Here is a 23,746-nt window from a genome sequence, read left to right as displayed (position 1 = left end):
GTACTTTCGGAGCGTCGCGAGGGACACGGCCCGGTAACGATGCGGGCGACCGCCCGGCCGGGCAGGCAGCGTGGAGGCATGCGCCTGACGAGAGCCGCCCTGATCCTGACCACTGCGACCCTGGCCGCGCTGCTGGCGGGGTGTTCCGGCGCGGACGGAGCGGACGGCGGTGCGGCGACCCCGACGGTGACCGAGACCGTGACCGCCTCACCGTCCGACGCCGGGAGCGCGCCGGCCCCGACGCCGACGCCCACCCCCACGCCGACCTGCGGGCCGTCGAGCGGTGCCGCGGCTGCGGCCGATGGCATCGCGGCCCTGCCGCTGCCCGCCGGCCTCGAGGATGCGAAGTGGGACGCCGCGAACGCCGACTACTCCGGCTACGACGCCTGCGCGCCACTGTCCTGGTCCGTGGTCGCACCCGAGTTCGGAACAGCAGGATCCCCGTACGCGATCCTGCTGTTCCACGAAGGCCGCTACCTCGGCACGGCCACTGCCCAGCAGTACGCCTTCGAGCCGACCGTCGAACGACAGAGCAACTCGGCCGTCACGGTGACCTACCGGTTCGCCAAGGCCGGCGAGCCGAACGCAGCGCCCTCCGGCCGCACCACGGCCACCTTCACCTGGAACGACGAGACCGGCCGCGTCGTGATGACGGGGGACACCCCGCCCGCTCAGTGACGGTCGGCTGACGCCGAGGCCACGCCGAGCTCCCGCTGCAGGGTGCGGAGGACCCGCACGAGGGTGTCGAGCTTGTCCGGTCCGGCCTCGAACCCACGTCCGAGGGCGGACCGCGGCTGCACGACCACGTCGTCACCGTCGGTCGTGGTGATCCAGACGCCGAAGTCGGCACGCTGGCCGCGGGACTCCCTCGTCGCGACGGAGAACCGTCGGATGCGCGCCCACGGCAGGTCGAACACCGGCGCGTCCCGTGACGGTGCCCACGCGTGCAGGCCGAACTCGTCGACGGTCCAGACCTCGGGCCGGGGCTTCGGGAAGTCGTCGGAGGTGCGTAGGCCGGACGTCAGCACGGGCAGGTGGAACCGGGGTGCCCGGCCCGCTCCGATGCCCGTCGCGCAGCCGTTGCACCCACCGTTCCCCCGAGTACTCCACCGTGCCATCCTGCCCGTCGCGGCCACCGATCGTTCGCGAGCGCGACATGCTGTTCCCATGCAGTCCGTCCGTGCCGCCGCACCCGGTGTCGCCCTCGCCGTGGCGATCGGCATCGTCGCCACCCTCGTCGGCCGGGTCGTCCCGGTCGTCGGCGGCCCCGTCCCCGCCGTCCTGATCGGTGCCGTCGTGGGGTGGCTCGTCCGACGCCGCACCGGTGGCACACTCGCCGCGCTGGCGCCCGGCGTGAAGTTCTCGTCCAGCCGGGTCCTGCAGTTCGCCGTGGTCCTGCTCGGCGCGCAGCTGTCCATCGGTGAGGTCCTGCGCATCGGCGGTGAGACCCTGCCGGTGATGCTCGCGACGCTCGTCGTCTGCCTGGTGGCCGCGTGGGGGATCGGTCGACTGCTCCGGGTCTCGGGCGCACTCCGCACCCTGATCGGCGTCGGGACCGGCATCTGCGGTGCCTCGGCGATCGCCGCCGTGACACCCGTCATCGGTGCGGTCAGTGCAGACGTCGCCTACGCGATGTCCACGATCTTCCTCTGCAACATCGCCGCTGTCTTCGCCTTCCCGCTGCTCGGGCACGCTCTGGGCCTCAGCCAGCACGCCTTCGGCGTCTTCGCGGGCACCGCCGTGAACGACACGTCGTCCGTCGTCGCCACGGCGACGGTCTACGGCCGCCAGGCGACCGACACCGCGGTCGTCGTGAAGCTGGTGCGCACCCTGATGATCATCCCGATCGTCATCGGGCTGGCCGGACTGGAGGCCCGCCGCGCCTCCCGCGAGCAGCTCGCCCCCGCCTCGGGGCCGGGTCGCGGGTTCCGGGTGTTCCGGTTGGTGCCGTGGTTCCTGATCGGGTTCCTCGTGGTGGTGCTGCTCCGGACGGTCGGGGTCCTGCCCGCGTCCGTGGCGCCGGGGTTCGCGACGGTCGCCTCGTTCCTCATCACGGTGGCGCTCGCCGCGATCGGCTGCTCGACGGACTTCGCCGCGCTCCGCCGTGCCGGGTTCCGGCCGATGCTGCTCGGCATCGCGCTCTGGGTCCTGGTGGCGGGGACGAGCCTGGGCATGCAGGCGGCCTTCGGGCTGCTGTAGGGGTTGCCGGCACCGGACCTATCGTTTATCGTTGCATCGAAATTCGATGGTATCGATGATCGACAGGGGAAGCAGCCATGACCATGCCCGTCTACGAACCGCCCCGCGGGCGGAACTCCTACCTGGCCTACGTCGTCTCGTGTGCGATCGGCATCGCGATCGTGGTGTGGCGGTACGTCGACCTGCTCGTCCACTCGATCGCCTCGGGCACGGTGGCGGTGCCGATCCGGATCCGTGAGACCAGTGCCGTCCCGCAGCCTCCGGGCGGTGCGACCGTGACGTCCGACCAGCTCGTGCTCCGGGCACCGATCGCCGACGTGCCGGGTGGTGCGATCGGGTACATCCGCGTCGGCGACGCGCTGGAGGTTCTGCTCGTCAGCGCCCTCATCGCCCTGGTCGCGGCGGTGGCCTGGAAGATCTCACGCGGCGGGCTCTTCGACCGCTCGACCACCCGGATCCTCGACTGGCTCGCCGGCGCGGTGCTGGCCGCCGGGTTCCTGCCGTCGTTCGTCCGCCGGATGGGGTGGAACTGGGTGGTGTCAGGGCTCGGATGGGACGGGTACCTGCCCACGCCGGTGGTCGACCACCAGTTCCTGCCCGTGTACCTCGGCCTGCTCGTCGTCGTCTGCTTCCGGTTCGCGCTCACCGCCTCGCAGCGGATGGTGCGGGACCAGGCCGGGCTGATCTGATGCCCCCGGAACAGGAGGACGGCCACGCGGTCGTCTGCCACCTCGACGACCTGCTGGCCGAGCGCGGGATGACCCTGACCGAGCTCGCCGACCGCGTCGGTGTGACCGTCGTCAACCTCTCGGTGCTCAAGAACAACCGGGCCCGCGCGATCCGGTTCTCCACCCTCACCCGACTGTGCGAGGTGCTCGGCTGCCAGCCGGGCGACGTCTTCTCGGTGCGCACGGACTGACGACGGAAGGCCCGCCCGACGTGAGCTGATCTGCTCACGCTGGGCGGGCCTCCTGGCCGTACCTGCCGTACCTGCCGGCGTCAGCCGCGCAGCGCCTCCGACAGCTTCACGCGACTGCCGGTGCGGAGCAGGGCGTTCTCGTAGACGCGGGCACCGATGACCACGACCGCGACGACCGAAGCGGCGACGATGACGAGCGACAGGATCGGCTCCCACCACTCGGCCGTCCCCAGGAAGATCCGCATGGGCATGCCGATCGGGGCGCTGAACGGCACGTACGACATGATGCCGAGGATCGTCGGGTTGTCGTACGCGACGATGATCAGGAAGTACGGGATCATCACGAGCATCATCACCGGGGTGGTGACGCTGCCGACGTCCTCCTGGCGTGACACCAGCACGGCCGCCGCGGCGAACAGCGACGCGAGGAGCACGAACCCGATCGCGAAGAAGCCGATGAACCACAGGATGCTCGGGCCGAGCATCGCGAACATGTTGTCCTGGCCGGTCACCGCCAAGGTGACGATGGCGGCGACGGCCACCGCGACGATCTGGGCGAAGGCCATGATGCTGTTGCCGAGGACCTTGCCGGCGAGCAGCGCCCTTGCCGGGATCGCGGACATCAGGATCTCGACCACCCGTGTCGACTTCTCCTCGACGACGCTCTGCGCGATCGACTGGCCGAACGTCACCGCCGACGCGAAGTAGACGACGCCGAACGCGATGGCGATGAGGTACACCAGGCCACCGGGCAGTGCGTCCGGGTCGAGCAGCTCGATGCGCGGGGTGACGCTCAACGCCGACACGACCTCGGACGGGGCCTCGTCGAGTCCGACGATCTTGTAGCCGAGCGGGTCGTCCGACGGCACGATCGCGGCGTCGACGTCGCCCGTGGTCACGAGCCGTTCGGCGTCGTCGACCGATGCCGACTTCGTGACGTCGAGCCCACTGGTGGTCGGCAGCGAGACGCCGTCGACGACCGCGACCGGGGTGGTGTCGTCGGCGGTGGCCTTGCTCACGATCCCGCCGACCACGATCGACGCGACGACCATGCCGATCAGGATGAGCGCCGAGACCACGAAGGCCTTGCTGCGGATGCGTGCCTGGATCTCACGTGCGGAGACGAGGCGCACGGCCTGCACGAAGGAGTTGTTCATCGGACGACCTCCCGGAAGACCTCGCTGAGCCGCGGCACCCGCGGCGAGAACGACCCGACGGTGCCGTGCTGGACGGCACGCTGCAGGACGCGCTGGGCGGTGGCGGCGTCGGCCTCGAAGACCGCGTACCCGCCGTCGAACTCCCGGACGGCCACACCAGGCTCGTCGCGGAGCCAGGCGACGTCCCCGTCGACCAGCAGCTCCCAGGCGGCCGGACCGGCCTGCTTGCGGAGTTCCTCCTGCGGACCGGCGGCGCGGATCGTGCCACCGGCGATGACGACGACGTCGTCGCAGAGCCGCTCGACCACGTCGAGCTGGTGGCTCGAGAACAGCACCGGGACGCCCCGGGCCGCGGCCTCGCGCAGGACGCCGAGCACCGTGTCGACGGCCATCGGGTCGAGGCCCGAGAACGGCTCGTCGAGCACGAGCACCTCGGGGTCGTGTGCCAGCGCCGCCGCGATCTGCACGCGCTGCTGGTTGCCGAGCGAGAGCTTCTCGACGGGGTCGCCGGCGTGTGTGGTGAGTTCGAGGCGTTCCAGCAGCTCGCCGGTGCGGGTCGTCGCGGCACGCTTGTCGACACCGTGCAGCCGGGCCAGGTAGGTGATCTGCTCGGCCACCGGCATCTTCGGGTACAGGCCGCGTTCCTCGGGCATGTAGCCGAAGCGGCGGCGGTCGGCGGGGCGGACCGCGGTGCCGTCGATCGAGACCGAGCCGGCGTCGGCCTGGAGCACGCCGAGCATGATGCGCATGGTGGTGGTCTTGCCGGCACCGTTGCCGCCGACGAAGCCGGTGAGGCGGCCGCTGCCGACCGTGAACCCCACGTCGTCGAGCACCCGGCGATCGCCGAAGTGCTTGGTCACCCCTTCGATGGTGAGCATGTCGTTCCCCTTCGTCGCGACGCTGGTCGTCGCTGCGTCCGACGCTATTGGCCGGGAGGCACGCCCCGCCTCCGCCGCCAGGCGGGACTTGGGTGGGTGGTCGGCTCCACCGCGCGGGGGAGGAACGCCCGTCGGTACGGTGGGCCGGGGGCGCCGGGTCGGCACGGTGCGCGCTTGGTGCGGGTCGGCACGGTACGGGCTTGTTCGGCTCGTGCGGGTTTGGTTGCTCGGTGCGTCGTTCTGGCGGCGCACGGTGCCGTCAACGCTGCACGGGTTGAACGAAGGCGCACGGTGCGGGCGCACGGTGCGGGCGTGGGGTGCGGTGGTGGGCACGGTGCGGGCTTGTTCGGCTCGTGCGGGTTCGGTTGCTCGGTGCGTCGTTGTGGCGGCGCACGGTGCGGTCAACGCTGCACGGGTTGAACGAAGGCGCACGGTGCGGCCATGTCTGCGAACTCGGCACCGTGCGGGCTTGTTCGGTTCGTGCGGGTTCGGCCCGGCTCGGTCAGCCGGCGACGCCGTGCTCGAACGCCCAGACGACGGCCTGGATGCGGTCGCGCAGTGCGAGTTTCTGGAGCACGTTCGACACGTGGGTCTTCACGGTGGCGTCCCCGACGTAGAGCTCGCCGGCGATCTCCGCGTTGCTCAGGCCCCGGGCGAGGAGCCGCAGCACCTCGGTCTCCCGCTCGGTCAGCCCGGCGGCGGCGAGTGCGTCGTCGCCCGTCGCAGTCGTCGCGGTGCTGGTCGCCGAGGGCTGCACCGCAGCCGACGCCGTCGCCCGGCTGATCACCCGCCGCGTGACGTCCGGCGCGAGCAGAGCGTCCCCGGCGGCGACGGTCCGGACCGCGTCGATCAGCCGCTCGGGGGAGGCGTTCTTCAACAGGAACCCGCTCGCTCCCGCCTCGAGCGCCTGGAACAGTGCGTCGTCGCTGTCGAACGTCGTGAGGATGAGCACCGCCGGCGGGTCCGGCAGCGCCGCGATCCGTCGCGCGGCCTCGAGCCCGTCGACGCCCGGCATCTGCACGTCGAGGCAGACCACGTCCGGACGGAGCTGCTGCACGGCCTCGACCGCCCCGGCGCCGTCCGCGGCTTCGCCCACGACCCGGAACCCGGGCTCGGACTCCAGGATCACGCGGAACCCGGCGCGGACGAGTTCCTGGTCGTCGGCCAGCACGATGATCAGGTCGTCGGCAGCCATGCCCGCACCAGGTAGCCTCCCCGGGCTCGTGGCCCGATCTCGATCCGTCCGTCCACGGCGGCGACGCGTTCCCGCATCCCGACGTGTCCGAGTCCGCTGCCAGAGGTGCTCCGGGCAGCACGGGCACCGAGCCCGTCGTCGGTGACCTCGACCTCGACGCCGTCGTCCAGGTACCGCAGCCGGACGTCGGCGCAGGCGGTCGGGCCGGCGTGCTTGAGGATGTTCGTCACCGCTTCCTGCACGATCCGGTACGCCACCGCGGCCACCGTCGGCGGCACCGGTCGCTCGTCACCCACGACGACGTACTCGGCGGGGTGGCCGGCCACCCGGGCGGACTCGGCCAGCTCGGCGATCCGCGTGATGCCCTCGGTGCTCGGGCCGTCGCCACCGGCCGCCCCGAGGCCGGACGCGTCGTCGTCGGAGCGCAGGGTGCCGAGCATGCGCCGGAGTTCCTCCACCGCGGTGCGGGCGCTCTCCTCGACCACCCCGAGCGAGGCGGCGGCCTGCGCGGGGTCGCGGTCGATCACGCGCCGTGCAGCACCCGCCTGCACCCCCATCAGCGAGACGTGGTGGGCGACCACGTCGTGCAGCTCGCGGGCGATCCGCACCCGCTCGATCGTGACGGCCTGCGCCGCGGACCGCTCCCGTTCGGCGGCGAGTTCAGCGGTGCGTTCCGCGAGCTCGTGTCGTGCGACCGCGGAGGCCCAGGCCCGGTTGCCGGCGTACCAGGCGGCGCCGAAGTAGATCACGTTGATGACGATGTTGAGCAGCGAGATCGCCACGTAGGGCGCCACCGGGGAGTCCGTGTCGTTCGGCAGTGCGTTCGGCGACGCCCACCCGAACGAGATCGCGACGAACAGCCACGCGAACATGCCGCCGATGACGACCCAGCGCACTGCTTCGGCCCGCACCCGGTCGGAGCACCACGCACCCACCGTGTACAGCGCGATGAAGAGCGTGAAGTTGACGAGGAAGACCTCGGGCACCTGGAGCAGCTGCGTCGCGGCGAACGCCACCGCCGACACCAGTGCCACCGACATCGGGAACCGTCGGCGGAACGCGATCGGGGCCGCGTTCGCGACGATCATCAGCGCCGAGACCCACCAGGCGGCCTGGTCGTCGCCGTAGGTACCGGCCGACCCGTACAGGAACGTCGTGACCGCGAGCCCACCGGCCAGCACAACTGCGAGCACCGTGTCCTGCCGGTACTCGTGCCGCCCCACCGGCAGTCGCGACCACTCCGCCGTCGTCCCCATGCTGGAAACGCTACTGGGTGCGCTCGACCAGGAGTAGCCTCCCGCCAACGAGCAGGGGAGACGCCATGCAGTTCCTCGTCAACGTCATCGACGACGGCCAGGCTGCCGCCGTCGGCAACACGTACTCCGCGACCGACGCCGAAGCCGCCGCGGTCGACGCCTTCAACGAACGGATGGGCGACGCGATCGTGTTCGCCGCCGGGGTCTCCGCACCCGCTGACGCCACCGTGGTCGACGCCCGCGAGGGCGCGACCGACACGACGGCCGACACGACGACCGGGCCCGCCACGACCGGGCCCGCCACGACCGGACCCGCGACGAGCACCGACGAGTACGTCGCCGGGTTCTGGGTCATGGACCTCCCGGACGCCGAGACGGCTGCCCGGGTGGCGCACCAGGCGTCGCAGGCGTGCAACCGGAAGATCGAGCTCCGCCCGCTGCTCTGACGGCACGGACCCCACCCGGCCGGCGGACCACCGCAGGGACGGCGCTCGCCGCGGTCACACCCGCCCCGACCACGAACGTCGCGACGAACCCGATCGCACCGACGAGCGCTCCGGCAGCCGCCGCACCGACGGCCTGCCCGAGCACGAGTGCGACGAACAACATCGACGTGCCCGCCGACGACCGCTCGGCATCGATCTCGGTCGTCCACGCGATCAGTGCCCCGGTCGCCGCCGTGTAGCCCCAGCCGAACACGGCACACGCCAGCAGCGCCGCGACCGTCGACTGCGGCGCTGCCCCCAGCACCACGACGGCGACGGCGACCGACCCCGCCGTGATCGCCCAGAGCGTCCGGGCGCGCAGTCCGTTCGTCCAACGCGCGGTGACCACGACGGCCGCTCCGCCGATCCCGAGCGCGATCCAGGCCGACACCGAGACGACGACCGACGCACCGGCCTCCACCAGCGCCGAACGTCCGTAGGTCCAGACGACGGCGGACCCCGCCCCGAACAGCAGCGCCAGCACGAGCACCCCTCGGTGCGCCGCGAACCACGGGGTGCCGGGCAGCGGTGACCGGGACGCAGCAGTCCCGCCGCGGGACACCACGAGCAGCAGGGCACCGACGGCCAGGGCGAACACCCCGGACACTGCCCAGGCCGTCCGCCAGTCGGGCAGCAGCACGAGGGCGAGCGCCCCGGCGCCCACGAGCCCGGGGCCGGTGCCGGCGTTCACGATCGCCTGCGCTCGACCGAGCAGCGCCGACGGCACCTGCTCGGCGACGATCCGCACGAGGGCGGGCGACGCGAGTCCGGCACCTGCCGACGCGAGCACGGCGCTGACGCCGAACGCCAGCGAGCCGCCGGCCGTCGCCATGGCGATCGCACCGATCCCGGCCACCAGGGTCGCGACCGTGACGAGCACGCGGGGCATCCGGGCGGCGAGCAGGAAGCCGGCCACCGCACCGACGCAGTACAGCGCCGAGGCACCCGACGAGACCCAGCCGGCGGCGTCTGCCCGGAGCCCCAGGTCCCGCTGCACGTCGGGCAGGAACAGCCCGTACGCCAGGCGCACCAGCCCGTAGGTGGCGGCGATCAGGCCGAGTCCGCTCACCAGGAGCAGTCGATGTCGTAACGAAAACGATCGTTTCACTTTTCAGAGCCTAGGGTGCTCTCATGGTGATGCGCCCAGGGACCGAGCAACGGCTGCTCGACGCCGCCGAGGAGCTCTTCTTCTCACAGGGCATCGCCGCCACCCCGATCGACGCCGTCCTCGAACGGGCCGGGGTCTCGACGGCCACGCTCTACCGCGGCTACGCGAGCAAGGAGTCGCTTCTCGCCGCGGCCCTCACCCGTCGCCACGAGGACTGGATCGCCACCTGGGACCGTGCGGTCGCCGCCGAACGGGACGACCTGGGCCGACTCCTGGCGGTGTTCGACGCCCTCGACAACTACCGCTCGACGCCCACGGGCTCCCGTTGGTGCGCCTTCCTCGGCACCGCCGCCGAGTACGCCGACGCCCCCGCCGAGGTCCGACAGGTCCTGGACTTCGAGACCACCACCCTGCGCCGGCGGCTCGTGGCACAGGCGGTGCCGGTGGTCGGTCCCCGTGCCGAGGCGCTCGCCGACCAGCTGCTCCTCATCGTCTCCGGTTCCCTTGCGATGCGGTTGCGCGACCCCGCGCTCGACACGACGACGGCACGGTCCGTCGCCGCGTCCCTCATCCGGGAACACACCCCAGACGGAACGGCGCCCACCACATGACCCGATCGCGCGCTGCCACGATCACCCGCCGTTCCCTGCTGATCGGTGGCACGGGCGTCGTCGCCGCGGGAGCCGTGGCCGAGGGGATCAACCTCGGCCTGCTGCCCGGGCGCTCGACCCTGTACCGGGTCCTCGGTCTGGACGGCACCGACGGCACGGTCCCCGACGTCGAGCCCGTCCCCACCACCTCCGGCACCTTCGTGTCGGCAGCGCGGAAGGGCCGCACCGTCGGGTGGACGATCGCGGCCCCGGCGTCCGACACCCCCTTGCCGGTGGCGGTCGCCCTGCACGGCTACGGCGACGACCACACCTCGTTCTTCGGGCGGAGCCTGGGCTACGACCGGTTCCTCGCGGCGCACGTCGCCGACGGTGGAGCACCGTTCGCGATCGCCTCGATCGACGGCGGCAACCGCTACTGGCACCCACGAGCCGACGAGGACGACCCCGCCGCGATGGTCGTCGACGAGTTCCTGCCCCTGATCGCCCGCCGCGGATTCGACACGGACCGCCTCGCCCTGACCGGCTACTCGATGGGCGGCTTCGGAGCGCTCCGGCTCGGCGGGGTCCTCGGTGCCTCGCGCGTCCGGGCCGTCTCGGCCATCAGCCCCGCGCTCTGGAAGTCAGCCGCCGACACCGCTCGCGGCGCCTTCGACGACGCGGCCGACTTCCGCGCGAACACCGTCCTCGGGCGTCAGCGCGCCCTGGACGGTGTCGCCGTCCGCGTCGACTGCGGCAACGGTGACGGGTTCGCGCCGGCGGTGCACACCTACGTCGACGGCTTCGCCACGCCTCCGGCCGGAGGCTTCGCACCCGGCGCCCACACGCACGGGTACTGGCGCCGCCTGGCGCCCCGGCAACTCGCCTTCCTCGGCCGCCACCTGGGTCGCTGAGCCGACCAGCGCCCGGGACGCGCGTCCAGGCGGACGGGAGGCCCGTGGCGGCCCCGCACCGCGCCTCCAGGCCGTCGACCGGTCACCGCAACGGCCCGTGCTGCGTGACCAGGAGCGCTCAGGAGCGCTCAGGCGCGACCGCGGTTGCGGCGCCGGATCTCCTTCGGAGCGCGCCCGGCCATGAAGGACCGTGCAGGATCGACGAGGAAGCCCTGCCGGAGCGCCTCGCGACCGACGAGCATCCGGAACCCCATCTGGTCACGGTTGCTCAAGGTGACCTCGGACTCGACGACCTGCCCGGCCAACGCGATCCGCGTGCGGACGACGATGCGCTCCTGGGTGTGCCCGGTCGAGCTGCGGACGATGCGCCGGTCGTGCACGTCGCACTCGATGGTGGAGGCGTCGGCATCGGTGTCCTGCCAGGGGTGGAGCGAGAACCGGACCCGCTCGCCGGGCAGTTCCTCGAGGTCGAAGGCGTGCAACGCGGAGCTCCGGGCGCCGGTGTCGAGCTTCACCTTGATCCACGGCACGCCGAGGTCCGGCAGTCCGGCCCACTCACGCCACCCGGCGACGACGAGCCCGCGGTCGGAGGACTTCGGAGCTCGGGCCATGTGCCCATCCTGTCGCATGCTCCGTGGCCACGTCCGCATGCTTTGATGGGGCGTCGCCGTCGATCCGACCCAGCGGAGAACCCCTCGATGAAACTCGCCATCCTGTCGCGCGCGCCCCAGGCGTACTCGACCCAGCGCCTCCGCGCAGCGGCACTCGACCGCGGTCACGAGGTCAAGGTGCTCAACACCCTGCGCTTCGCGATCGACCTGTCCGGTGACGACCCGGACCTGCTCTACCGCGGCAAGCTGCTGAGCGACTACGACGCCGTGCTGCCGCGCATCGGCAACTCGATCACCTACTACGGCACCGCCGTGGTGCGCCAGTTCGAGCAGATGGACGTGTACACGCCGAACACGGCGAACGGCATCACGAACTCGCGCGACAAGCTCCGGGCGAACCAGATCCTGTCGCGGCACGACATCGGCATGCCGGCGACGACCTTCGTGGCCGGCCGCAACGACGTGCGCGGCGCGATCGAACGGGTCGGCGGCGCGCCCGTCGTCATCAAGCTCCTCGAGGGCACGCAGGGCATCGGCGTGATCCTGGCACCCGAGGCGAAGGTGGCCGAGTCGATCGTCGAGACCCTCCACTCCACGAAGCAGAACGTCCTGATCCAGCGGTTCATCGCCGAGAGCCGCGGTCGTGACATCCGGGCCCTCGTCGTCGGTGACCGGGTCGTGGCGGCGATGCGCCGGACCGCGTCGGGTGACGAGTTCCGTTCCAACGTGCACCGCGGCGGCACCGTCGAGAAGGTCACGCTCTCGCCCGAGTACGAGGCGGTGGCCGTGCGCTCGGCGCAGATCATGGGCCTCAAGGTCGCCGGCGTCGACATGCTCGAGGGCAACGACGGGCCGCTCGTGATGGAGGTCAACTCCTCGCCAGGGCTCGAGGGCGTCGAGCGTGCCACCGGCCTCGACATCGCCGGTGCGATCGTCGACTTCATCGCGAACCAGGTCGCGTTCCCCGAGATCGACGTCCGCCAGCGGCTGTCCGTCTCGACCGGCTACGGCGTCGCCGAGCTCCTCGTGCACACCAACGCCGACCTGGTCGGCAAGACGATCAAGGAGTCCGGGCTCTGGGACCGCGACATCACGGTCCTCACGCTGCACCGCGGCTCGAACGTCATCCCGAACCCGCGCAGTGGCGTCGCCCTCGAGCCGGGCGACCGACTGCTCTGCTTCGGCAAGCTCGAGGAGATGCGGTCGATGATCCCGGAGCGTCGGAAGCGGCGTGCGAAGGTGCGGAAGCTGCCGAAGGACGTCTGATCCGGAGCCGTCCAGCGCATCCGGATCGCGCACACAGGCCAGATGCGGAAGTATGTGTCGGTGACGATCATGACGGAACGGCCGGTCGACCAGGCATCGAGCAGTGAACCGGAGCAGCCCGGCAACGCCACGGCGAAGCACCGGAACGTCTCACTGCTCTCCGTGGCGACCACCACGGCGGAGCGTGTGACGACCTCGGCCGACATCGAGGCCAAGCTCCGTGGGGTCCTCCGTCGACTCCGTCTGCCGATGGGGCTGCTCGAGCGCGTCGCCGGGGTCATCGAGCGTCGCAACTGGGGCGAGGGCCAGACCTTCCAGGACGCCGCGATCGACGCGGGCCGCCGTGCCATGGCCGAAGCCGGGGTCCGACCGGACGAGATCGGGCTGCTCATCAACACCTCGGTGACGCGTCCGCACCTCGAGCCGTCGGTGGCCGTCCGCCTGCACCACGGCCTCGGGCTGCCGTCGTCCGCCATCAACTTCGACATCGCGAACGCCTGCCTGGGGTTCGTCAACGCCATGAGCGTCGCCGCGGGCATGATCGACTCCGGGCAGATCAAGTACGCGCTCGTCGTCGACGGCGAGGACGCCGACCAGGTGCAGCTCAACACCATCGACCGCCTGAACCAGGGCGGCCGGAACCGCAAGGACTTCATGAGCGAGTTCGCCAGCCTGACCCTCGGGTCCGGTGCCGCGGCGGCCGTGCTCGGCCCGGCGGACCTGCACCCCGAAGGACACCGGATCGTCGGCGGCGTCACCCGCGCGGCGACCCAGTGGTACGACCTGTGCGTCGGCAGCGTCGACGGCATGTTCACGGACGCGAAGATGCTGCTCAAGGGCGGCATGGAGCTCGTCGTCGCCGCCTGGACCGAGGCCCGAGCCCACTTCGACTGGGCCGACATGGACCGCTACGTGCTGCACCAGGTCTCCGACGTGCACACCAACGCCTTCGTCGAGGCGATCGGCATCCCGCGCGACAAGGTCCCCACCACCTACCAGCGCTTCGGCAACGTCGGCCCCGCGTCGATCCCGATCACCCTGGCCGACGAGGTCGCTTCCGGCGGCATCCGTCGCGGTGACCGCGTGTTCCTGGGTGGCGTCGGTTCCGGCATCAACACGGCGATGATGGAACTCCACTGGTGAGGTCCCGGCTGCCCCGCGTCGCCGCGAGCACGGCTCCGGCGACGCAGCCGCCCTCCCTGCCCGGCCTCGACCCGGCGTGGTCGCGTCTGGTCACGGTCCCCGCGTGGTCCGGAGACGGCACGGGAGGCACGGATCGCGCCGCGCGCACCTGGCACCTCCTCGACACGGCCGGGTCCCTGGCCGCGCTCGGCGTGGAACCGGTCGGCACCATCCTGTGCGTGCACGGCAACCCGACCTGGTCGTACCTGTGGCGGTCGGTGCTCCGCACCTCGCTCGAGGTCGCCCGGGCCGGCGGACCGGCCTGGCGCGTGGTCGCCGTCGACCAGCTCGACATGGGCTTCTCGGAGCGCACCGGCGTCGAGCGTGGACTGGCGCAGCGCGTCGCGGACCTGGGAGCCCTGACCGACGAACTCGGGCTGACCGGACCGGTCGTCACCCTCGGCCACGACTGGGGCGGTGTCGTGTCGCTCGGATGGGCGGTCGACCACCCGGACGTGCTGGCCGCCGCGATGACGTGCAACACCGCCGTGCACCAGCCCGACGACGCCCCGATCCCCGCACCGTTGCGGCTCGCCCTCGGCCCGGGGATGCTCGGCCGCGCGACGGTCGTGACCCCGGCGTTCCTCGAGACCACCCTGGCCATCGCGCACCCGAAGCTCGACCGGGCGACAGCCGACGGCTACCGGGCGCCCTACCGCGGTGCCGCCCGACGCGGTGGCATCGGCGGCTTCGTCGCGGACATCCCCGTCGACGCCCGGCACCGGAGCGCCCCCGAACTCGACCGCATCGCCGCCGGGGTCGCCGCGCTCGACGTGCCGGTGCTCCTGCTCTGGGGGCCGCGCGACCCGGTGTTCCTCGAGCGCTACCTGGACGACCTGACCGAACGCGTGCCGCACGCCGACGTCCACCGGTTCGAGGGCGCCGGGCACCTGCTGCCTGATGACGCCGACGTGGCGGGCGCGGTGTTCGACTGGCTCGGTGACCGCCTGCCGGACGGTGGCCGTCCTGCGCAGGCCCCCACGGGCCTCCAGTCCGACGCCACGGACCCGGGCCAGCCCGCACCGGCCACCCCGCCGCTCTGGGCACGGCTCGACGAACTGCGCGAGCGCGACGAACCCGCGCTGGTCGAGATGGCCGCCGCGGGTGGCCCCCGCACGATCACGTGGCGGCTGCTCGCCCGACGGGTCGACGAGATCGCCGCCGGACTCGACGACCTGGGCGTCCGCAGCGGCGACCGTGTCTCGCTCCTGGTGACCCCCGGTGCCGACCTGACCGCCGTCCTGTACGCCTGCGTGCGGATCGGGGCGGTCGTCGTCGTCGCGGACGCCGGACTCGGACTCGGCGGCCTGACCCGGGCCGTCCGCGGAGCCCGACCGGACTGGATCATCGGCGCGCTGCCCGGGCTCGGTGCCGCGCGTGCCCTCGGCTGGCCGGGGCGACGCATCGCGACGGTCTCGTTGCCCGCGCCGGCCCGGAAGGCGCTGCGCGTGGAGCACACGCTCGTCGACGTCGCCCGCCGGGGCGCCCGCCGTCTCGCGCACGGCACGGCGCTGCCGACGGCCCCGTCGCCGGACGCGCCCGCGGCCGTGCTCTTCACCTCGGGATCGACCGGGCCGGCGAAGGGCGTCGTGTACACGCACGGGCAGCTCAGCGCCGTCCGGGACGCCCTGGCCACCCAGTACGACGTCGGTGTCGGCACCGGCCTCGTCGCCGGGTTCGCACCGTTCGCGCTGCTCGGCCCGGCCCTCGGGGCACGGTCGGTCGCGCCCGACATGGACGTCACCGCGCCGCGCACCCTGACGGCGAAGGCGGTCGCGGCCTCGGTCGCCGCGGCTGACGCCACCGTGGTGTTCCTGTCGCCGGCGGCCCTGGCGAACGTCGTCGCGACCGCGTCGGAACTCACCGACGCCGACCGCCAGGCGCTGAAGGGCGTGCGGCTGTTCCTGTCGGCCGGGGCTCCCGTCTCGGCCGCGCTGCTCACCGCGGCGACCGAGCTGATGCCGAACGCCAGCGCGCACACCCCCTACGGCATGACCGAGGGGCTGCTCATGACGGACGTCGACCTGGACGGGGTCCGTGCCGCCGGCCGGTCCGATGACGAGGGGATCTGCGTGGGGGTGCCGGCAGCGAACGTCCGCGTCCGCATCGCACCGCTCGACGGTTCCGGGCGCTCGACCGGAGCCCTGACGGACGAGCCAGGGGTCACCGGCGAGATCGTCGTCGCGGCGCCCCACGTGCGCGACCACTACGACCGGCTCTGGCGCACCGACCGGGTCTCGCGCCTCGGCGTCGACGACCCGCGCGGCCACCGCACCGGGGACGTCGGGCACCTGGACGCCGCGGGACGGATCTGGGTCGAGGGCCGGCTGCAGCACGTGCTCACCACCCCGGACGGGGTCGTGACGCCGGTGGGGCCGGAGCAGCGGATCGAGGGCGTCGACGGTGTCGGACGTGCCGGGGTCGCGGGGATCGGACCGATCGGCACCCAGCAGGTGGTGGCCGTCGTCGAGACCGACCCCGCGGTGCGCCGGCCCGGGCTGGCGTCGCCGTCGCTCGCCGCAGCGGTCCGTGCCGCCGCCGGAGTGCCACTCGCCGCGGTGCTCGTCGTGCCCGTGCTGCCGACCGACATCCGGCACAACTCCAAGGTCGACCGCACCCGGTTGTCCCGCTGGGCCGGCTCGGTGCTGTCCGGCGGACGCATGGTGCGCCCGTGAAGGTCCTGGTCACCGGGGCCAGCGGGTTCCTCGGGCAGGCCACCGCCGCAGCCGTGCGGGACGCCGGGCACGAGGTCCGGACCTTCCAGCGCCGTCCCTCGGGGGTGTCGGGCGTGCAGGACGTCGCCGGAACGATGACGGACGACGCTGCGATCGCCCGCGCGGTCGACGGGGTCGAGGCGGTCGTGCACCTGGCCGCGAAGGTGTCGCTCGCCGGGGAGCCGGCCGACTTCGCCCGGGTCAACGTCGAGGGAACCCGCGCACTGCTGGCGGCCGCCCGTGCCGCCGGCGCCGGGCGCTTCGTCTTCGTGTCGTCGCCGTCGGTCGCACACACCGGGTCGTCGCTCGTCGGGGCCGACGCCGGTCCGGCCGAACCGTCCCGTGCGCGTGGGGACTACGCCCGCACCAAGGCCGCGGCGGAGCTGCTGGCACTCGGTGCCGACGCCCCGGACTTCGCCGTCGTGGCCGTCCGGCCGCACCTGGTGTGGGGTCCGGGGGACACCCAGCTCGTCGGACGGATCGTCGAGCGGGCCCGAGCCGGACGGCTCCCGCTGCTCGACTCGGGCGCTGCACTCATCGACACGCTCTACGTCGACAACGCCGCGACGGCCATGGTCGCGGCACTCGAACGCGTCACGGACGACGGCGTGCACGGCAACGCCTACGTGGTCACGAACGGTGAGCCCCGACCCGTCGCCGATCTGCTCGCCGGTATCTGCACGGCGTCCGGCGTCCGGCCCCCGCAGTGGCACGTGCCGGCTGCCGTCGCCCGGGCAGCGGGGTCCGTGGTCGAGGCCGTCTGGCGGGTCCGACCGGGCGAGGACGAGCCGCCGATGACCCGGTTCCTGGCCGAGCAGCTGTCGACGGCGCACTGGTTCGACCAGCGGCGGACCCGGCAGGAGCTCGGGTGGACCCCGTCGGTGTCGATCGACGAGGGGCTCGAGCGACTGGCCGCAGCGGCCGCGGTTCAGGCTTCGTCGGCTGCGACGTAGACCCAGGCCGTCCGACCCGAGGCGAGTGTGACCCGCACGCGCTGGTAGTCGGCGACCTCGTACCCGTCGACCGCGCGGAGCTGCCACTCGTACCCGAGAGCCAGGGCCACCCCTTCGACGACGTCGTCAGGAGTGCCGCGGCGCAGGATCGGGTGCTGGTCCGAGCCGCTCGTCCGGATGACGTCCGGGTCGGTGATCGTCACCCACTCGAGCCGCCAGCCGGGCAGGGAGTCCGGCGTGGTCGGGACGTGGTCGCCGAACAGCGACTCCTGCACGAGGGGCTGCTGGAGCGTGCCGTACGAGAAGACCCGGTGCGTCTCACCGGCGCGCGGGGTCGGACGCTTGACGGGACGCGGCGCGATCGACGGGGTCGAGGTCCAGACGAGCGCACCGGCCAGGCCGGTGACCCCGAGGTGCAGCAGGCCGATGATGGCGAGAGTGCTGCCCCAGAAGATCCCGGAGTCGTCGCCGGAGCACCGGGTCTGCGGCCAGAGGTCGGTGTCGGAGAGGCACCCGTACCGGTTCGTCAGACCGACGACCAGCCCGATGACGCCGACGACGAGACAGACGAGCGCGAACGCGCCGAGACCGATGACCCAGCGCTGGCCGGGGGAGAGACGCTTCACGTCGCGAGGCTAGCGGACGGGCAGTGGGCCCGAGGACCACCCGCGTGGGCCGAACGGATCGGGTGGGGTGGGCCTCCAGGCCGTGGCCGTCTGCCCGACGTCAGCCGGTGAAGCGGTTCCAGAGCTCGGTGACGATCGGCCAGACATCGCCGGCGCGGTCGGCGGAGCCGACGGCGACCAGGACGACGGGGACCAGGGTGACGGCCAGGCTCACCAGGACGGCGAGCACCACGGCGGTCGTCGCGGTGGCGGTGTGCCGGCGGGTCAGGGCGAGCAGGAGCAGGGCGAGCACCACGACCGCACCGAGCAGGGCGATCAGGGTGACGCGGACGAACGGGAACGGCACGAGGCCGGCGGTGGTGGCGGTGACCCCGCCGAGGAACCCGACCAGGGGCAGGAAACCGCCGACCGAGATGACGAGCACCAGGAAGACCCCGATGCCGCCGGCGATCCAGACACCGCGGGGTCGGGGACGCCGGTCGCGGGACCGGCGCCCTCCAGACCAGGCGGTGGTCACGGCTGGTCCCGGTGACGGGGAGCAACGGCGGCATCCGCTGCCGCATCGGCGGCGACGGCTGCGTCGTCGGCAGCGTCGGCCGCCGCATCGGCAGCGTCGGCGGCCCGGTCGCGGGTCGTCCCGGCCGCGTCGACGACGACGTCGCGGGCCTGTTCGGCGGCGTCCTTCGCGGACGATGCCGCATCGGCGGCCTGCTCCGATGCCCGGGCCAGGGACTCCGACGTGGAGTCACGCACGCGCTCGCCCGTCTCGGCGGCGGCGTCGACGGCACGCTTCGTCGTGTCGGCGGTGGCATCGGCTGCCTGCTTGGTGACGTCGGCCGTGGCATCGGCTGCTCGCTTGGCGGCGTCCGCGGTGGCGGACGCTGCCTGCTTCGCCGCGTCGGCCGTGGCGTCGGCGGCCTGCTTCGTCACGTCCGCCGTGGCCGTCGCGGCGCGCTTGGTGGCGTCCGCGGTGGTCTCGGCAGCCTGCTTGACGGCCTCGCCCGTCGACTCCGCCGCCTGCTTGACGGCATCGGTCGCCTGCTCGGCGGCGCGGCCGAGCGGGGACTGCTCGTCGTCGAACGGACCGTGCACGTCGAGGACGCGCACGTCGACCGAGGTGCGGAGGTCGGACAGCTGTCGGGTCGCGGCGGTCACCTGCTGGCGGACCTCGGCGCCGACGTCCAGCACCGGGTGCGGGTAGCTGACGACGACGGCGATCTGCACGGCGAGCACACCGTCCTCTTCGTCGACCTGCACCCCGGCGGTGCCCGCCGAGCGGCCGAGCTGCTTCCGCAGCTGGTCGGCCGCACGGGCGGTGATCCCGCCGAGGTGGTGCACGCCGGGCACGCCGAGCGCGGTCTCCGCCGCGGTGCGCGCGACGATCGTCGCGGTGCTCGCGTCGTCGGGCAGCGGCTCCGTCAGTGCTGCGGGCAGCGCCACCTCGGTGACCTGCGTGTTCGCATGGGGGTCGTGCTGCATGGTTCCTCCTCGTTCGGGATCTGCGCGGGACGCATCGGGGCACCCGTTCGACGGGTGCCCCGATGCGGTCGTGCGACCTACTTCTTGAAGACGTCCTTGACGTCCTCGCCGGTCTGCTTCGCGCTCGCGGCGGCCTGGTCCTTCTTGCCTTCGGCGACCTTCGAGTCGTCGTTGGTCAGGTTGCCGACGGCTTCCTTCGCCTTGCCGGCGAGGTCCTGAGCGGCGTTCTTGATCTTGTCGTCGAGTCCCATGACGGGTCCTTTCGTGGGTGGGCGGTGTGCCCGGTGGTGTGGTGGTGGGCCGGGAGGCCCGGGGTGCGTCCGGCTGACGGGTGTCAGTGGACGCGGGTCGACTTCGCGAGTGCGGAGCGGGTACCGCCGGTCAGGTGCACGAGCACCGGGACCGGACGGCCGAGGGTGCGGTCGAGGACCGCGACGGCTCGGTCGACGGCATCGAGCACGGTGACGGCGTCCCCGCCGCGGCGGACCGCGACACGGATCCGGGCGGCGCGCTGCCGGCGGACGAGGTAGGTGTCGACCCGGGAGCCGACGACGTCGCGGACACCCGCGAGTTCGTGTTCGAGGACGTCCCGGACGAGTGCGACGTTGACGGTGACCGCGTCGTCGCCCGAGTGCTCCCGGACGGCGACGGACGTGCCGCCACCACCGCGGGTGAACACCCACACGAGCGACAGGACGATCACGAGGGCCGCGGCCCCGGCGACGATCCACAGCGCGGACGCGGGGACGTCGAGGCTGCGGGGGAGGTCGACGTACGGCTTGACGGCGTCCTGGACGGCGGGCAGCACGCCCGCGCCCATCGCGATCCCGACGACCACGGCGACGAGGCCGAGGACGAACAGGATGATCCGGTTGAGGGTCCGGTTGCTCTTGGTCATGCGAGGGTTCCCTTCTCCTCGACCCGGACGCGGACGCGTCGGCCGAAGCGCTCGTCGAGACCGCTCAGACGCTCCACGACGGCGGCGCGGACGCTCGCCTCGTCGACCGGCACACCGGTGACGGGGACGATGCGGACCTCGGTGGAACGGCCACGGGCGGTGGCGGAGGCGTTCCCCTCGGGGACACCGGCCGCCATGCCTGCAGCGTTCGCCGCGGTGGAGGCGACGATGCGGGCGTCGATGACGACCGCACCGCGCTCGTGCTCGACGACCGATCGGTGCTGGCGGCCGGGCTTGAGCGCCAGGACGACCAGCACGACGCCGAGGACGACGAGCACACCCGCGATGACCTCGACGATGGTGACGAACGCGGCGTCCGGACGGAGCGCCGTGTCGACCACGGTCTGGGGGTCGGCGACCAGCGGCGGGCGTCCGATGGCGCTGAGCACCGCCTCGGTGCCGATCCAGGCGGCCACCAGGGCGAGCACGACGAGTGCCACCGCCACTGCTGTGGAGCGGGAGCGGTGCACGCTCCGACGACGGATGCGTCGTTCGACGGAACCGTTGCTCATGATGGCCTCCTAGCGGGCACGGGACTCGTGCTCGCGCACGATCCCGGTGAGTTCGATGTGGGCACTGCCGACGCGGCGCCCGGTCAGGTCGCTCACGCGACCCTTGACCTGGTCCGCGATCCGGATCGACCCGGAGACGATGTCGTCGCTCGCGGCGATCGGCCCGGTGATGTCGAGCGACAGTGCTCCCGACGCGTCGCCGAGTCCGACGCGCACCCGCTTGGCGGGGGCGCCGAGCCCTTCGGCTGCGACGGCCCGCGCCAGCGATGTGAGCGCGCGTGCGGTGATCTCGACGCGGCCCGGGACGTCCGGGCCGGCGTTCACCGGGAGCTCCGGCGTCCGGTCAGCACGTCGGTCAGGGCACCGCGGTCGATGCGCCCGGTGGCGAGTGCGGCCACGAGGGCCCCGATCGCACCGAAGACGATGACGAGCACGAAGCCCCAGAACCCGAACTGCAGTGCCACGACGGCGAGGACTGCGCCGATGAGGGCGCCGATCAGCGAGTTGCTCATGCGACTCGGGCTTCCTTCTTCTCGTCGTCGTTGTCGTCGTCGTCGCCCGGGATGTAGACGTCCTGGACGGTCACGTTGACCTCGGCGACCTCCATGCCGACGATCTGCTCGAGGGCACGGGCGACACCGGCACGGACGCCGTCGGCGACCTGCTGGAGCGACACCGGGTACTCGGCGACGATCACGATGTCCGCGGCGACCTGCTTCTCGCCGACCTCGACCTTGACGCCCTGACCGAAGTCGCGCTGGCCGATCGCGTCGCGGATGGCGCCGATGGCACGGGCTGCACCGTTGCCGAGGGAGTGCACGCCGTTGACCTCACGGGCGGCGATGCCGGCGACCTTCGACACGACGGTGTCGTCGATGACGGTCTTGCCGGTGACGCCGCTGGTGCCGGCGTGCGAGGTGGCACGGGTCGCCGTGGTGGCCGGGGTGGGGGTGATGGTGTCAGCCATGTTCGTTCCTTCCGTTGACCCGCCGGGCGTTCCCAGCGGTTGCTGTTCACGGATGAGACGGGCTGTGGAAGAGATTCGTCACACACGACTTCTCGGATTCGGGAGGAATCCAGGGAACCCCGGAAATCCGGGGATCTGTGTGTACCCCGGGGTGTTCCGTCCGGCCTTTCAGCCGTTTCCGGCCGCGCCGTTGCGCTCGGCAGCGGCCCGCATGGCACGGACACAGGCCATGGGGGAATCGCCGCGCTCCTCGCGGAAGAGCTGCTGCAGCCGTCGGGGGAGCACCCCTGCAGCGGCCGCGATGTCGTCGAGCGTGAGCGGGTCGTCGAGGTGCTGTTCGATGTACGACACCGCACGACGGACACGCCACGACGCCTTGCCGGCCTCCGGCTGCGCAGCCAGCGACGCGCGCTTCGTCACGGCCGGGTCCTCACCGAACCGGTCGCGGTAGGTCTCGGCGAACCGGCCCGGGTTGGTGAAGCCCCAGCGGCGGGCGATCGCGGCGATGCCGGAGGACACGAGCGGACAGTCCGCCGGGGCGACCGGGCCACCCCGGTCCGCGCGGAGCAGCTCCTCGCGCACACGGTCCAGGCGGTGGTCGCGCAGGAAGCGGTGCGGGGTGGTGTCGAGTGTCCGGGCGAAGACGTCCTGCAGCCCGCGCTGGCTCAGTCCGCAGGCGGCGGCGATGGTGCGGACGGAGGGGCGTTCTGCGGCGTGCAGCTCGATGAAGCGGATCGCGTCGCGGAGCCGGTTCGCCACGGGCACGTCGTCGCCGCGGTTCCGGATGGGGAACGTGTCGAGGATGACGACGGCCAGCCGGCGGTTCAGGGCGGTCCGCATCGGCCCGAGCACGCGGTCGTCGACCAGGGCCGGCCCGAGTTCACGGATCAGGTGCCGCAGGGGTTCGCGCCGGGCGACGACCTCGTCCTGCTGGTCGAACAACAGTGGGCCGTCGGGCAGGCGGTAGCCGAGGTCGCGGCCGACGCTCCGCAGGAACCGGTCGGACACGTGCACGCCGTTGTAGACGGTGCCGTCGGACTCGAACCGGTAGGCCTCGGACGCCGACGCGATGTACGGGCTGCCCGGCTCGACGACGCGGGTGCGGTCGGCGAAGTGCATCTCGAGCCGGCCCTTGGTGAGCCAGAACACCACGTGGTCGTCCCGCACGCCGATGACCCCACCGCGTCGGCCGCCCTCGGCCCGCATGGTGCGCAGCGACAGGTCGTCGTCGCCCACGACCGTGTACTCGTACCGGGTGTCGTCGGTGGCGAAGGTCTCGGAGGCGAAGTCCGAGCCGCCGTACTCGGCCGTGAAGATCTCGGAGTAGTCGGAACCCTCGCCGTCGGAGAACCGCAGCCGGCGGAATCCGTTCGTCGTCGAGGGGTCCATGCGCCGATCATGCCATCAGTTGCACCGGACAAGGAAAGGAATACCCTAGGGGGGTACCGTATTGAGAACGGTGGAGGCGGACATGCACGAACACGTCGGGTACATCGGCGACAAGGACGACCTGCTCAAGCGACTCCGTCGCGCCGAGGGGCAGGTGCGCGGGATCGCGCGGATGGTCGAGGACGAGACGTACTGCATCGACGTCCTCACCCAGATCTCGGCGGCGAACCGGGCGCTCGAACGCGTCGCGCTGTCGCTGCTCGAGGACCACCTGGCGCACTGCGTCGCCGAGGCCGTCGCCGAGGGCGGGGACGCCGCCGACGAGAAGGTGCGCGAGGCCAGCCAGGCGATCGCCCGGCTCGTCCGCTCCTGACCCTGACGACCCACCACC

General features: G+C 72.4%; 29 protein-coding genes. 12 read left to right on the top strand and 17 right to left on the bottom strand.

Features of this window, described 5'->3' with window-relative positions:
• Positions 1 to 78: 78 nt before the first annotated feature.
• Positions 79 to 678: an LppP/LprE family lipoprotein gene (locus tag DEJ29_RS14750; protein ID WP_181438138.1), complete on the top strand. Its 600-nt coding sequence runs from the start codon at positions 79 to 81 to the stop codon at positions 676 to 678.
• On the opposite strand, the gene DEJ29_RS14745 is transcribed toward DEJ29_RS14750, so the two are convergent.
• On the bottom strand, positions 672 to 1,028 hold the full coding sequence (locus DEJ29_RS14745) for a hypothetical protein (RefSeq protein ID WP_111094482.1): 357 nt from the start codon (positions 1,026 to 1,028) through the stop codon (positions 672 to 674). The genes DEJ29_RS14750 and DEJ29_RS14745 overlap by 7 nt on opposite strands.
• A 139-nt stretch (positions 1,029 to 1,167) precedes the next feature.
• Between DEJ29_RS14745 and DEJ29_RS14740 the strand changes: the two genes are divergently transcribed.
• The 3 genes from DEJ29_RS14740 to DEJ29_RS14730 all read left to right on the top strand — a co-directional run bounded on the left by DEJ29_RS14740 (position 1,168) and on the right by DEJ29_RS14730 (position 3,118).
• Positions 1,168 to 2,199, top strand: coding sequence for a YeiH family protein (locus DEJ29_RS14740; protein ID WP_111094483.1), 1,032 nt, complete (start codon positions 1,168 to 1,170; stop codon positions 2,197 to 2,199).
• 77 nt (positions 2,200 to 2,276) lie between these two features.
• Positions 2,277 to 2,888, top strand: a complete 612-nt coding sequence (locus DEJ29_RS14735; protein WP_111094484.1) for a hypothetical protein — start codon at positions 2,277 to 2,279, stop codon at positions 2,886 to 2,888.
• Positions 2,888 to 3,118: a helix-turn-helix domain-containing protein gene (locus tag DEJ29_RS14730; RefSeq protein WP_071245067.1), complete on the top strand. Its 231-nt coding sequence runs from the start codon at positions 2,888 to 2,890 to the stop codon at positions 3,116 to 3,118. The genes DEJ29_RS14735 and DEJ29_RS14730 overlap by 1 nt, the downstream gene beginning before the upstream one ends.
• An 80-nt stretch (positions 3,119 to 3,198) precedes the next feature.
• On the opposite strand, the gene DEJ29_RS14725 is transcribed toward DEJ29_RS14730, so the two are convergent.
• The 4 genes from DEJ29_RS14725 to DEJ29_RS14710 form a co-directional block, all read right to left on the bottom strand.
• Positions 3,199 to 4,275: an ABC transporter permease gene (locus DEJ29_RS14725; RefSeq protein WP_111094485.1), complete on the bottom strand. Its 1,077-nt coding sequence runs from the start codon at positions 4,273 to 4,275 to the stop codon at positions 3,199 to 3,201.
• The gene (locus DEJ29_RS14720; RefSeq protein WP_111094486.1) at positions 4,272 to 5,153 is read right to left on the bottom strand and encodes an ABC transporter ATP-binding protein; all 882 of its coding nucleotides are present in this window, start codon (positions 5,151 to 5,153) and stop codon (positions 4,272 to 4,274) included. Before DEJ29_RS14720 ends, DEJ29_RS14725 begins: the two co-directional genes overlap by 4 nt.
• A gap of 502 nt (positions 5,154 to 5,655) precedes the next feature.
• Positions 5,656 to 6,348, bottom strand: a complete 693-nt coding sequence (locus tag DEJ29_RS14715; RefSeq protein ID WP_111094487.1) for a response regulator — start codon at positions 6,346 to 6,348, stop codon at positions 5,656 to 5,658.
• On the bottom strand, positions 6,330 to 7,604 hold the full coding sequence (locus DEJ29_RS14710) for a sensor histidine kinase (protein WP_258375904.1): 1,275 nt from the start codon (positions 7,602 to 7,604) through the stop codon (positions 6,330 to 6,332). Before DEJ29_RS14710 ends, DEJ29_RS14715 begins: the two co-directional genes overlap by 19 nt.
• Before the next feature lie 65 nt (positions 7,605 to 7,669).
• On the opposite strand from DEJ29_RS14710, the gene DEJ29_RS14705 reads away from it, so the two are divergent.
• A complete protein-coding gene (locus tag DEJ29_RS14705) occupies positions 7,670 to 8,050 on the top strand; it encodes a YciI family protein (protein ID WP_110864135.1) in 381 nt (126 codons plus the stop codon).
• Here the strand turns inward: DEJ29_RS14705 and DEJ29_RS14700 are convergent.
• Complete coding sequence (locus DEJ29_RS14700) at positions 7,956 to 9,158, bottom strand: MFS transporter (protein WP_220037322.1); 1,203 nt, start codon at positions 9,156 to 9,158, stop codon at positions 7,956 to 7,958. The two genes, DEJ29_RS14705 and DEJ29_RS14700, sit on opposite strands and share 95 nt — an antisense overlap.
• A gap of 62 nt (positions 9,159 to 9,220) precedes the next feature.
• Between DEJ29_RS14700 and DEJ29_RS14695 the strand changes: the two genes are divergently transcribed.
• Together DEJ29_RS14695 and DEJ29_RS14690 are read left to right on the top strand one after the other, a co-directional pair.
• Positions 9,221 to 9,808: a TetR/AcrR family transcriptional regulator gene (locus DEJ29_RS14695; RefSeq protein ID WP_111094489.1), complete on the top strand. Its 588-nt coding sequence runs from the start codon at positions 9,221 to 9,223 to the stop codon at positions 9,806 to 9,808.
• Positions 9,805 to 10,698 carry an alpha/beta hydrolase gene (locus DEJ29_RS14690; protein WP_111094490.1) on the top strand — a complete coding sequence of 298 codons (894 nt, stop codon included), beginning with the start codon at positions 9,805 to 9,807 and terminating at the stop codon, positions 10,696 to 10,698. Before DEJ29_RS14695 ends, DEJ29_RS14690 begins: the two co-directional genes overlap by 4 nt.
• 128 nt (positions 10,699 to 10,826) lie before the next feature.
• Here DEJ29_RS14690 and DEJ29_RS14685 read toward each other — a convergent pair whose 3' ends face one another.
• Positions 10,827 to 11,309, bottom strand: coding sequence for an ATP-dependent zinc protease family protein (locus DEJ29_RS14685; RefSeq protein ID WP_111094491.1), 483 nt, complete (start codon positions 11,307 to 11,309; stop codon positions 10,827 to 10,829).
• Positions 11,310 to 11,396: 87 nt separating this feature from the next.
• Here DEJ29_RS14685 and DEJ29_RS14680 point away from each other — a divergent pair, with 87 nt between their 5' ends.
• From DEJ29_RS14680 to DEJ29_RS14665, 4 genes are all read left to right on the top strand, one after another.
• Complete coding sequence (locus DEJ29_RS14680; RefSeq protein WP_110861118.1) at positions 11,397 to 12,575, top strand: RimK family alpha-L-glutamate ligase; 1,179 nt, start codon at positions 11,397 to 11,399, stop codon at positions 12,573 to 12,575.
• Between the two features lie 69 nt (positions 12,576 to 12,644).
• On the top strand, positions 12,645 to 13,718 hold the full coding sequence (locus tag DEJ29_RS14675; RefSeq protein WP_042537701.1) for a 3-oxoacyl-ACP synthase III: 1,074 nt from the start codon (positions 12,645 to 12,647) through the stop codon (positions 13,716 to 13,718).
• Entirely contained in the window at positions 13,715 to 16,432 is a 2,718-nt protein-coding gene (locus DEJ29_RS14670; RefSeq protein ID WP_258375905.1) for an alpha/beta fold hydrolase, read from the top strand. Before DEJ29_RS14675 ends, DEJ29_RS14670 begins: the two co-directional genes overlap by 4 nt.
• Entirely contained in the window at positions 16,429 to 17,424 is a 996-nt protein-coding gene (locus DEJ29_RS14665) for an NAD-dependent epimerase/dehydratase family protein (protein ID WP_111094492.1), read from the top strand. Before DEJ29_RS14670 ends, DEJ29_RS14665 begins: the two co-directional genes overlap by 4 nt.
• Here the strand turns inward: DEJ29_RS14665 and DEJ29_RS14660 are convergent.
• From DEJ29_RS14660 to DEJ29_RS14615, 10 genes are all read right to left on the bottom strand, one after another.
• Positions 17,400 to 18,050 (bottom strand): gamma-glutamylcyclotransferase family protein, encoded by a 651-nt coding sequence (locus DEJ29_RS14660; RefSeq protein ID WP_258375906.1) that lies wholly within the window; start codon positions 18,048 to 18,050, stop codon positions 17,400 to 17,402. The genes DEJ29_RS14665 and DEJ29_RS14660 overlap by 25 nt on opposite strands.
• 100 nt (positions 18,051 to 18,150) lie before the next feature.
• Complete coding sequence (locus DEJ29_RS14655; protein WP_111094493.1) at positions 18,151 to 18,567, bottom strand: MFS transporter permease; 417 nt, start codon at positions 18,565 to 18,567, stop codon at positions 18,151 to 18,153.
• On the bottom strand, positions 18,564 to 19,529 hold the full coding sequence (locus DEJ29_RS14650) for an Asp23/Gls24 family envelope stress response protein (protein ID WP_111094494.1): 966 nt from the start codon (positions 19,527 to 19,529) through the stop codon (positions 18,564 to 18,566). The genes DEJ29_RS14655 and DEJ29_RS14650 overlap by 4 nt, the downstream gene beginning before the upstream one ends.
• A gap of 77 nt (positions 19,530 to 19,606) precedes the next feature.
• Positions 19,607 to 19,780 carry a CsbD family protein gene (locus DEJ29_RS14645; RefSeq protein WP_071246087.1) on the bottom strand — a complete coding sequence of 58 codons (174 nt, stop codon included), beginning with the start codon at positions 19,778 to 19,780 and terminating at the stop codon, positions 19,607 to 19,609.
• Positions 19,781 to 19,863: 83 nt separating this feature from the next.
• A complete protein-coding gene (locus DEJ29_RS14640; RefSeq protein WP_111094495.1) occupies positions 19,864 to 20,427 on the bottom strand; it encodes a hypothetical protein in 564 nt (187 codons plus the stop codon).
• Complete coding sequence (locus DEJ29_RS14635; protein ID WP_027465998.1) at positions 20,424 to 20,999, bottom strand: DUF6286 domain-containing protein; 576 nt, start codon at positions 20,997 to 20,999, stop codon at positions 20,424 to 20,426. Before DEJ29_RS14635 ends, DEJ29_RS14640 begins: the two co-directional genes overlap by 4 nt.
• Positions 21,000 to 21,008: 9 nt before the next feature.
• Positions 21,009 to 21,323 (bottom strand): hypothetical protein, encoded by a 315-nt coding sequence (locus DEJ29_RS14630; RefSeq protein WP_017885411.1) that lies wholly within the window; start codon positions 21,321 to 21,323, stop codon positions 21,009 to 21,011.
• Positions 21,320 to 21,511, bottom strand: coding sequence for a DUF2273 domain-containing protein (locus DEJ29_RS14625; RefSeq protein WP_111094496.1), 192 nt, complete (start codon positions 21,509 to 21,511; stop codon positions 21,320 to 21,322). The genes DEJ29_RS14630 and DEJ29_RS14625 overlap by 4 nt, the downstream gene beginning before the upstream one ends.
• Complete coding sequence (locus DEJ29_RS14620; RefSeq protein WP_111094497.1) at positions 21,508 to 21,966, bottom strand: Asp23/Gls24 family envelope stress response protein; 459 nt, start codon at positions 21,964 to 21,966, stop codon at positions 21,508 to 21,510. Before DEJ29_RS14620 ends, DEJ29_RS14625 begins: the two co-directional genes overlap by 4 nt.
• 168 nt (positions 21,967 to 22,134) lie before the next feature.
• Entirely contained in the window at positions 22,135 to 23,355 is a 1,221-nt protein-coding gene (locus DEJ29_RS14615; RefSeq protein WP_111094498.1) for an AraC family transcriptional regulator, read from the bottom strand.
• 82 nt (positions 23,356 to 23,437) lie between these two features.
• Here DEJ29_RS14615 and DEJ29_RS14610 point away from each other — a divergent pair, with 82 nt between their 5' ends.
• Complete coding sequence (locus tag DEJ29_RS14610; protein ID WP_027466001.1) at positions 23,438 to 23,728, top strand: metal-sensitive transcriptional regulator; 291 nt, start codon at positions 23,438 to 23,440, stop codon at positions 23,726 to 23,728.
• Positions 23,729 to 23,746: the final 18 nt, after the last annotated feature.

The organism is Curtobacterium sp. MCPF17_021 (assembly GCF_003234605.2).
Classification (GTDB): Bacteria; Actinomycetota; Actinomycetes; order Actinomycetales; family Microbacteriaceae; genus Curtobacterium; species Curtobacterium flaccumfaciens.
This window is presented reverse-complemented; position numbering and strand designations above follow the sequence as displayed.

Bases quoted from the DNA above. Each gene is read 5' to 3' on its own strand.
- DEJ29_RS14650 (WP_111094494.1), bottom strand. From the start codon at position 19,529: ATGCAGCACGACCCCCATGCGAACACGCAGGTCACCGAGGTGGCGCTG.
- DEJ29_RS14695 (WP_111094489.1), top strand. From the start codon at position 9,221: ATGGTGATGCGCCCAGGGACCGAGCAACGGCTGCTCGACGCCGCCGAG.
- DEJ29_RS14625 (WP_111094496.1), bottom strand. From the start codon at position 21,511: ATGAGCAACTCGCTGATCGGCGCCCTCATCGGCGCAGTCCTCGCCGTC.
- DEJ29_RS14730 (WP_071245067.1), top strand. From the start codon at position 2,888: ATGCCCCCGGAACAGGAGGACGGCCACGCGGTCGTCTGCCACCTCGAC.
- DEJ29_RS14690 (WP_111094490.1), top strand. From the start codon at position 9,805: ATGACCCGATCGCGCGCTGCCACGATCACCCGCCGTTCCCTGCTGATC.
- DEJ29_RS14740 (WP_111094483.1), top strand. From the start codon at position 1,168: ATGCAGTCCGTCCGTGCCGCCGCACCCGGTGTCGCCCTCGCCGTGGCG.
- DEJ29_RS14645 (WP_071246087.1), bottom strand. From the start codon at position 19,780: ATGGGACTCGACGACAAGATCAAGAACGCCGCTCAGGACCTCGCCGGC.
- DEJ29_RS14615 (WP_111094498.1), bottom strand. From the start codon at position 23,355: ATGGACCCCTCGACGACGAACGGATTCCGCCGGCTGCGGTTCTCCGAC.
- DEJ29_RS14620 (WP_111094497.1), bottom strand. From the start codon at position 21,966: ATGGCTGACACCATCACCCCCACCCCGGCCACCACGGCGACCCGTGCC.
- DEJ29_RS14725 (WP_111094485.1), bottom strand. From the start codon at position 4,275: ATGAACAACTCCTTCGTGCAGGCCGTGCGCCTCGTCTCCGCACGTGAG.
- DEJ29_RS14735 (WP_111094484.1), top strand. From the start codon at position 2,277: ATGACCATGCCCGTCTACGAACCGCCCCGCGGGCGGAACTCCTACCTG.
- DEJ29_RS14720 (WP_111094486.1), bottom strand. From the start codon at position 5,153: ATGCTCACCATCGAAGGGGTGACCAAGCACTTCGGCGATCGCCGGGTG.
- DEJ29_RS14705 (WP_110864135.1), top strand. From the start codon at position 7,670: ATGCAGTTCCTCGTCAACGTCATCGACGACGGCCAGGCTGCCGCCGTC.
- DEJ29_RS14750 (WP_181438138.1), top strand. From the start codon at position 79: ATGCGCCTGACGAGAGCCGCCCTGATCCTGACCACTGCGACCCTGGCC.
- DEJ29_RS14640 (WP_111094495.1), bottom strand. From the start codon at position 20,427: ATGACCAAGAGCAACCGGACCCTCAACCGGATCATCCTGTTCGTCCTC.
- DEJ29_RS14675 (WP_042537701.1), top strand. From the start codon at position 12,645: ATGACGGAACGGCCGGTCGACCAGGCATCGAGCAGTGAACCGGAGCAG.
- DEJ29_RS14715 (WP_111094487.1), bottom strand. From the start codon at position 6,348: ATGGCTGCCGACGACCTGATCATCGTGCTGGCCGACGACCAGGAACTC.
- DEJ29_RS14685 (WP_111094491.1), bottom strand. From the start codon at position 11,309: ATGGCCCGAGCTCCGAAGTCCTCCGACCGCGGGCTCGTCGTCGCCGGG.
- DEJ29_RS14610 (WP_027466001.1), top strand. From the start codon at position 23,438: ATGCACGAACACGTCGGGTACATCGGCGACAAGGACGACCTGCTCAAG.
- DEJ29_RS14710 (WP_258375904.1), bottom strand. From the start codon at position 7,604: ATGGGGACGACGGCGGAGTGGTCGCGACTGCCGGTGGGGCGGCACGAG.
- DEJ29_RS14680 (WP_110861118.1), top strand. From the start codon at position 11,397: ATGAAACTCGCCATCCTGTCGCGCGCGCCCCAGGCGTACTCGACCCAG.
- DEJ29_RS14635 (WP_027465998.1), bottom strand. From the start codon at position 20,999: ATGAGCAACGGTTCCGTCGAACGACGCATCCGTCGTCGGAGCGTGCAC.